Origin of the sequence: Nitrosomonas sp. ANs5 (genome assembly GCF_050584665.1) — a bacterium.
GTDB lineage: Bacteria > Pseudomonadota > Gammaproteobacteria > Burkholderiales > Nitrosomonadaceae > Nitrosomonas.
Genome location: NZ_JBEUDO010000083.1, coordinates 1 through 7,609 on the forward strand (window position 1 = coordinate 1; position 7,609 = coordinate 7,609).

The 7,609-nt window shown below is 53.9% G+C and carries 8 protein-coding genes; 5 read left to right on the forward strand and 3 right to left on the reverse strand.

Annotated features, from left to right (window positions below; genetic code table 11):
• Positions 1–436: 436 nt before the first annotated feature.
• Positions 437–688, reverse strand: a complete 252-nt coding sequence (locus tag ABTW62_RS13090) for a BrnA antitoxin family protein (RefSeq protein WP_430905018.1) — start codon at positions 686–688, stop codon at positions 437–439.
• Complete coding sequence (locus ABTW62_RS13095; RefSeq protein WP_430905019.1) at positions 681–962, reverse strand: BrnT family toxin; 282 nt, start codon at positions 960–962, stop codon at positions 681–683. Before ABTW62_RS13095 ends, ABTW62_RS13090 begins: the two co-directional genes overlap by 8 nt.
• A 175-nt stretch (positions 963–1,137) precedes the next feature.
• On the opposite strand from ABTW62_RS13095, the gene ABTW62_RS13100 reads away from it, so the two are divergent.
• From ABTW62_RS13100 to ABTW62_RS13120, 5 genes are all read left to right on the forward strand, one after another.
• Entirely contained in the window at positions 1,138–1,347 is a 210-nt protein-coding gene (locus ABTW62_RS13100; protein ID WP_430905020.1) for a hypothetical protein, read from the forward strand.
• Positions 1,348–1,385: 38 nt separating this feature from the next.
• On the forward strand, positions 1,386–3,707 hold the full coding sequence (locus tag ABTW62_RS13105; protein ID WP_430905021.1) for an acyl-CoA dehydrogenase: 2,322 nt from the start codon (positions 1,386–1,388) through the stop codon (positions 3,705–3,707).
• Entirely contained in the window at positions 3,704–5,533 is a 1,830-nt protein-coding gene (locus ABTW62_RS13110; protein WP_430905022.1) for an AMP-dependent synthetase/ligase, read from the forward strand. The genes ABTW62_RS13105 and ABTW62_RS13110 overlap by 4 nt, the downstream gene beginning before the upstream one ends.
• Before the next feature lie 90 nt (positions 5,534–5,623).
• A complete protein-coding gene (locus tag ABTW62_RS13115; RefSeq protein ID WP_430905023.1) occupies positions 5,624–6,052 on the forward strand; it encodes an acyl-CoA thioesterase in 429 nt (142 codons plus the stop codon).
• Between the two features lie 58 nt (positions 6,053–6,110).
• A complete protein-coding gene (locus ABTW62_RS13120; protein WP_430905024.1) occupies positions 6,111–6,953 on the forward strand; it encodes a c-type cytochrome in 843 nt (280 codons plus the stop codon).
• Between the two features lie 41 nt (positions 6,954–6,994).
• Here ABTW62_RS13120 and ABTW62_RS13125 read toward each other — a convergent pair whose 3' ends face one another.
• Positions 6,995–7,501 carry a hypothetical protein gene (locus tag ABTW62_RS13125; RefSeq protein ID WP_430905025.1) on the reverse strand — a complete coding sequence of 169 codons (507 nt, stop codon included), beginning with the start codon at positions 7,499–7,501 and terminating at the stop codon, positions 6,995–6,997.
• Between the last annotated feature and the right edge of the window lie 108 nt (positions 7,502–7,609).

The window sequence follows — 7,609 nt, forward strand, 5'->3', positions numbered from 1 at the left end:
GCACAAGAAAAATCGCCTGATTGCAAGCAATCAGCGGTGACTGCTGGGCAAAATTCGGGGTTTCCAGGCAACATTTCCCAAAATTGACAACGCATATGTTTCTGAATGCATCATTTTGCTGCATTTTAGTCAGCGTGATTAAAAATTAGGCAGAGCGATGGTGGAAAATGAGGTTCTCGGGCAGACACTAAATAGAACTATTCGCCTCAAATGATCAGAAAATTCCGCTCATCCAGCTTCGCCCTCGCTACGATCGCTATTCTCGGACAACCTCCTAGTACTCCGTTCCGTCAATTAGCTTACAAATGAAATCGATAGATTCGCCTGCCAGGCTAGGCGCAAACCGCAGTCATAGCCGTAGCTATGGCGAGGATTTGCAACAACGCATGACAGGCAAAGGCGCGATTTCATGTAAGCGGTTTGGCGGAACGGAGTACTAGTCTGCAAGATGCAGTTCTTGCCGGAGTATTTCTCTTAATTTGCCGGCAGTTAAAGGTACATACTCGTCATTCAGGGCTGCCCGCAGGGCTTCATTAATTGCAGTTTGATAGCCAATGCCTCTGGCTTCTGCTCTCTTTCGGAATGTTTCAATGATGTCATCATCCAACATGATGGTGATGCGGGTCTTTCCGGGTGATTCGATGGCAGGGCCTCTTTTGCCCTTGCTAAAGTCGTACTCTTTACGCATGGTAGTTTTTCACCTCACTTCGGCTGGCTTTTCGTGCAGAAATGATTCGGACTCGATCTTTCCGCGATGTGTGAACTACGACTAGAATTCGACCCAGGGAATCTGCTCCAAGAGTGACGAAGCGGGTCTCGCCTTCCGAATCTGGATCCTCAATGGTTATGCCAAGGGGATCCCGGAGCGCCTGCTCGGCGTGCGCGAAGCTGACGCGGTGTTTGCGCAGGTTTGATTCCGCCTTTTGCGAATCGAATTCAATCTCCATGCCGCTATTATGCATATACTATGCATATAAGTCAATAGTGCCCAATGCTTGCTCAACGCTCGAGGTCAACTTGATACAACACACACCGCCCCGGTTTTAACAATTCAACTGACAGCCACATAATACCGCACGAATTCATCCACTACGGCTTTCATTGTATAGTCTGCGTTGCTGTTTTTTGTATAAAGAGGTGCTTGAAATCGATTTGCTCTGGCTGAAAGAGGTCATAAAAGCCAAGGCTGCCATGCGCCTGCTGGTGGTGTTGACGCCACGAGAGATGATGGCGTTGCGGCGCCGCTCACCTGCGTTCTCTTCCAAATATGCCATCGTTGATGGGAATGCCTTTCTGGCCATTAAAAGCAAACAAAACTTGACAGTGGCTTATTCTTCGGTAGTGTAACGACCAATAACCATTAAAAAATCCACGGAGTGCAGACCATGCTAGAGTCGCTTTTGTACTTACTCGTATCACTGATTGTCATTATTGTCGCGCTGTTCACAGTGCCCTTCCTGCGCCGCAATATTGTTTCCAACCTCGTTCTGAGATTTTTCCGCAAGCTGCTTCCGCAAATTTCACAAACCGAGCAGGAAGCGCTCGACGCCGGTACGGTTTGGTGGGAAGGCGCGCTCTTCAGTGGCAAACCGGATTGGAACGCGCTGCACGCATTTCCCAAGCCAGCGTTAAGCCCGGAGGAAAAAGCTTTTCTCGATGGGCCGGTTGAGGAATTATGCGCCATGCTTGATGAATGGCATATCACACATGAGCGTCATGATTTGCCGCCCCATGCCTGGCAATTCATCAAGGAAAAGGGATTTTTTGGCCTGATCATTCCCAAGGAATACGGGGGGCATGGTTTCTCGGCGCTGGCTCATTCCGAGGTGGTTATGAAAATCGGTTCCCGCAGCAATACGGCCGCAGTCACGGTGATGGTGCCCAATTCGCTTGGCCCGGCTGAATTGCTACTGCACTACGGAACGAACGCGCAAAAAGACTATTATCTGCCGCGCCTGGCCAGGGGCATCGAGGTGCCTTGTTTCGCACTGACCGGCCCGGAAGCTGGCTCGGATGCCGGCTCGATTCCAGATTACGGTGTCGTCTGCCGCACAGAATACGATGGCCAGCCGGATGTGCTCGGCATGCGCGTTACCTGGGAAAAACGCTATATCACACTGGGCCCGGTCGCCACGCTGCTGGGGCTCGCGTTCCGGCTGCGCGATCCTGATGGCCTGCTGGGTGATCAGAAAGACCTCGGCATAACCCTCGCACTCATCCCTACCAGCACACCCGGCGTCAATATCGGCCGCAGACATTTTCCTCTTAACGGCGCGTTTCAGAATGGCCCCAACTCCGGCCAAGAGGTTTTCATTCCCATGGATTGGGTGATCGGTGGACAGGAGAAAATCGGCCAAGGCTGGCGCATGCTGATGAATAGCTTATCGGTCGGGCGATCGATTTCTCTACCGGCAACCAGCGTGGGTGCCGCCAAGCTGTCGGCCTGGACCAGTGGCACTTATGGGCGGGTACGTGTGCAGTTCAAGTTACCAATCGGCTGCTTCGAGGGCGTAGAAGAAGCGTTGGCGCGTATTGCCGGCAACACCTACATGATGGATGCGGCGCGTGTCATGACTGCCGGTGCAGTCGATCTGGGAGAGAAACCGTCGGTTGCCTCGGCGATCGTCAAATATCACTTGACTGAACGCAGCCGCCAGGCGATCAATGATGCTATGGATATCCACGGAGGCAAGGGGATCTGTTTGGGCCCGGCCAATTATTTGGGTCGTACCTATCAGCAGACACCGGTTGGCATTACCGTGGAAGGCGCCAATATCCTGACACGCAACATGATCATCTTCGGTCAGGGTGCGATTCGTGGCCATCCCTACACCTTGCAGGAAATCAATGCCGCCTGGGATCATGACAAAAAACGTGGCCTGCAGGCATTTGACCAGGCGCTGACCGGGCATGTCGCTTTTACCTTGCGCAACGCCTGCCGCAGCCTCTTTTTTGGCATCAGCCACCGCCTGGTCAAGGAAGTGCCCGACAATGCTGCCAGTGAAACAGTCGACTACTATCGGCAACTGACCCGCTTCTCTGCTTCGTTTGCATTGTTGACGGATATTGCCATGCTCAAGCTAGGTGGCTCACTCAAGCGTCGCGAGCGTCTTTCCGCACGCCTCGGTGATATTCTCAGCATGCTTTATCTGTGTTCGGCGACACTCAAACGCTTTGAGGACGATAATCGCCCCGCTGCTGATCTGCCGCTCCTACATTGGTCGATTCAGGATGCGCTTTACCGCACACAACAGGCATTCGATGATTTTCTGCTTAACTTTCCGAGTAACCGCCTGATGCGTAGCTGGCTACGGTTCATGATTTTCCCCGTGGGCAAACGTTGTCACCCGCCTGTCGACACACTTGCCCATACAGTCGCTCAATTGATCCTGAATCCGGGCGAGGCACGTGATCGCCTGACGGCAGGCATTTACCTGCCCAAAGCAGACCATGAACCACTCGCCCAGCTCGAGCAGGCATTCACCTGCGCGATTGCTTGCGAGCCCATCGAAGCTAAGCTGCGTCAGGCCATCAAGGAGGGCAAGCTGGAGGCCAGCAAGACGGTTGCACAAGGCCTGCTCACCGAGGAAGAAGCGGCCATGCTCGATCAGATGAAAACCCTGCGCCGTCGCGTGATCATGGTAGATGACTTCCCCCCCGATTTTGGAGAAGACCCGAACAATCGGCATGAGGGAGCGTCAGCATGAGCAAGCATCCCTCTACGATGAACACTGATTTGATTGCGGTCGAAACAGCCCGCACCCTGGATGGTTTATTCAGGGCGCGGGTCGAACGTTCCGCCAAAAAAGTCGCCTACCGGGATTATGATGTCAAACGGGAAGCTTGGCAGGATTACACTTGGGCAGACATGGCGCATGCCGTCGCTCGCTGGCAGACGGCACTCGCAAAAGAAAACCTGGCTGCCGGGGAACGGGTCGCGGTCATGATGCGCAATTGCCCACAGTGGGTCATGTATGAGCAGGCGGCTCTCGCACTGGGACTGGTGGCCATGCCGCTCTATACCGAGGATCGGGCTGAAAATGCTGCCTGGTGTCTCGCCAATGCCGGCGCCAAACTATTGCTGCTGGAGAACCTGGCACAGTGGGAGGAGCTGAGCGAAGTCAAGGATCAGCTCAAACAGTTGGTACGCGTCATTATCCTGACCGCCACCTCCAAGGATGTGAGCCGGGCGGGTGATGCGCGCGTGATCGCGCTGCAGGACTGGCTGCCGGCACAGGCAGAGGTTATCCCGCCCAGGCAGAACGACCCGCACGCGCTGGCCACCCTCATCTACACTTCCGGCACGACAGGACGCCCCAAGGGGGTGATGCTCAGTCACCACAATATTTTAAGCAATGCGCATGGCTGCGCCCAGGTTGTCACTGTCACGCCGGATGATCTCCTCTTGTCATTCCTTCCGCTCTCGCACACTTTTGAACGGACCGCCGGCTATTATGTCCCCATGCTATGCGGTGCGACCGTCGCTTATGCGCGTTCGATCCGGTTATTGCAGGAAGATCTGCCGGACATCCGGCCAACCATCCTGGTTTCGGTACCGCGCATTTACGAAAAAGTTTATGCGGGCATTCAGGCGAAGCTGGCAGAAGGCCCGGCCCTCGCCAGAGGATTGTTCAAGCTGGCTGTCGATGTTGGATACAGCCGTTTCGAACATTTGCAGGGACGCGGCAAATGGCGGCTCTCGCACGCATTATGGCCGTTGCTCGACAAACTGGTTGCACGCAAGGTGCTGGACAAACTGGGTGGACGCCTATGGCAAGTAATGAGTGGGGGGGCGGCCCTTTCCCCGGAAATTTCACGGGTGTTCATCGGCCTGGGGCTACCGATCCTGCAGGGTTACGGCTTGACTGAAACCAGCCCGGTCGTCTGCGCCAACCGGTTGTACGACAACCTACCCGCCAGCGTAGGCAAAACTATCCCTGGTGTGGAGGTCAAACTCGGCGAACAGGATGCTTTGCTGATCCGCGGCCCCAATATCATGCTGGGCTATTGGGATAATCCAGAAGCCACGCGCGCCATCATATCCGAAGAAGGCTGGCTCAATTCCGGGGATACCGCACATATTGACGAACAAGGCCGGATCACCATCACCGGCCGCCTGAAAGATATTATTGTCACGTCAACAGGCGAGAAAATTCCGCCGGCAGACATGGAAGCGGCGATTCTACGCGACCCCATTTTCGAGCAAGTCATGGTCATTGGCGAAGGTCGCTCTTATCTGAGTGCGCTGGTTGTTCTGAGTGAACGCGGCTGGGAATCGGTCGCCACGCATTGCAATGCACAAAACGATCCGAAACAATTGGCACGGGATGAATATGCCGAGGAAATCGTACTCGAAAGAATTGTCCGCCAGATCAGCGGTTTCCCGGGTTATGCAAAAATTCATCGGGCTGCGCTGATTTCTGAACCCTGGTCAATCGATAACGGCACGCTGACGCCCACCCTGAAACTCAAGCGCGCAAAAATACTTGAACGCCACCAGGCAGAGATAGAAAAACTGTATGCCGGCCACTAACAAGCTGCTGAGCGCAGCGCATGAACGATCCTGCATGACTCATGCCCTCTTCGCCAGTATTTGAATAACCGTTATCGAGTTGACAATGAAATGATGCCAGCCCTACATAACCACCCTGATCTTCATGTTTCTTTGCCAAGCGATCAGGAGCCGATTTTACGCACCGTACCCATGCCATCGGATACCAATCATGCCGGGGATATCTTTGGTGGCTGGATCATGGCTCAAGTCGACCTGGCCGGCAGCATCCCGGCAATCCGTCGGGCCCGCGGGCGCGTCGCCACGGTGGCTGTCAATTCATTCGTCTTCAAGCACCCGGTATTGGTAGGCGATCTGGTCAGTTTCTATGGGCAGATCGTCAAAACTGGCCATACTTCGATCACGGTTGATGTTACCGTCTATGCGCAGCGTGGTGTGCGCGAAGGCGAGCAAGAAGTATGCATCAAGGTTACCGAGGCCGTGTTGACCTATGTGGCCATCGATCAGCACCGCAAGCCGCGTCCAATTCCCATGCTGTAGCCTCCCCAGTCAGACTTGCATGCAACGACTTTGGCGAACCAGACTCAGCGTATTACTCATGATGCTATCAATTAGCATGACGGCTGTTCAGGCGGATCCGTCCGGCATGACAATCGAATTCAGGGACCATCATAAACTGGTGCAATCCGTGCGGCTGGATGAATTCGACACGATCGCTCCAGTACACATCCTGGAGATTTTTGAAGCACATGAGAAACGGACACGCGCTTACAAAGCCTACCCTGCGCGCGCGGTGTTCGACCGGATTTTTGGAAAACGCTGGCGGGCAGCGGAGGAAATCGTTTTTGTGAGCAAAGATGGTTATCAACCGAGCATTCCGGTCGAGAAATTCCTGACTTTTGACGCCTATCTGGCTTTTGCGAGCGCGGATGGCTCGCCATTCATGCTGGACAATCTGCTGCAAAATGAGGAAATGGTCGATTTAGGACCACTTTATCTAGTCTGGGACAACTTGCAATCGCCTGCCCTGCGTCAAGAGGGCGCATCCGACATGCCTTATCAACTCATCGCAATTGAGCTCACCACGTTTGCCACCCGTTTCCCACGCCTTGTTCCCCCAGCCGGTGCATCACCGGCAGCCAAACGCGGTTTTCTGCACTTTCGTAAACATTGCCTTGCCTGCCATACCATCAATGGCGAAGGCGGTGGGAAAGCCCCTGAACTCAATTACCCGGTCAGCGTAACGGAATACATCCGGCCTGAATACCTGCGACGCTGGCTGGATGAACCCGCCAGCATCCGTTACAACACGACCATGCCGGCTCTCGCAGCAGAAACACCACAGCGGGAACAGGTCATAGCGGAAATCATCACTTATCTGGAGACCATGCGCACGCAAAAAGGCATCCAGAATACACTGGATACCCGCGAGATGCCTTAAACATCAATTCATCGGCATGCGCATGGCTGCAAGCATTCAGATCAATAACAGCCGCTGGCCACGAAATCAACTTCCCAGTTCATGGATCTCCCACGCTGCTTCATGACAAGATTGTAATCGTTACCATCGACTTCCACGCATGGAATGACCAGCTCTCCCGAAGTCAGGTTGGCATGTGCTCGGTGAGGGTTGAAAGGCGCTTCGGGTAGACAGGCGTTGACGTCAAATTTGGCATAGCCGGTCGGTGCCGCGTTATCTTCCAGACTGGAAGTCGCGACATAAGCATCGCCTCCGATCACTTTCACATCGATTGCACCGGGTACGGGCACACTGATGCCAGCCGAAGCCCCGGGCACGAATAGCCCGTCATCGTAAGTGCAGGCGAGCAACTCATCGGGTGTATCCGGCAAAATAGTCAACTGATCATCAGCCGCCAGTAAAACCGCTTTTCCCTGGATGACTACCATCGGATCAGCATGACTCGCCATGGACAACAGCAAACCGATTGCCGCAAAACCCGCTCCGAATGACATCAATTTTTTCTTCATATGACTCAAGTTTAGACATTCAGCACCAGAGAAATCGGCCCTTAGAGCAGAATCGAAGCAGCGATACGAGACGTAAAAAATATTTGAAAATGAGCAAAAATTACTTGA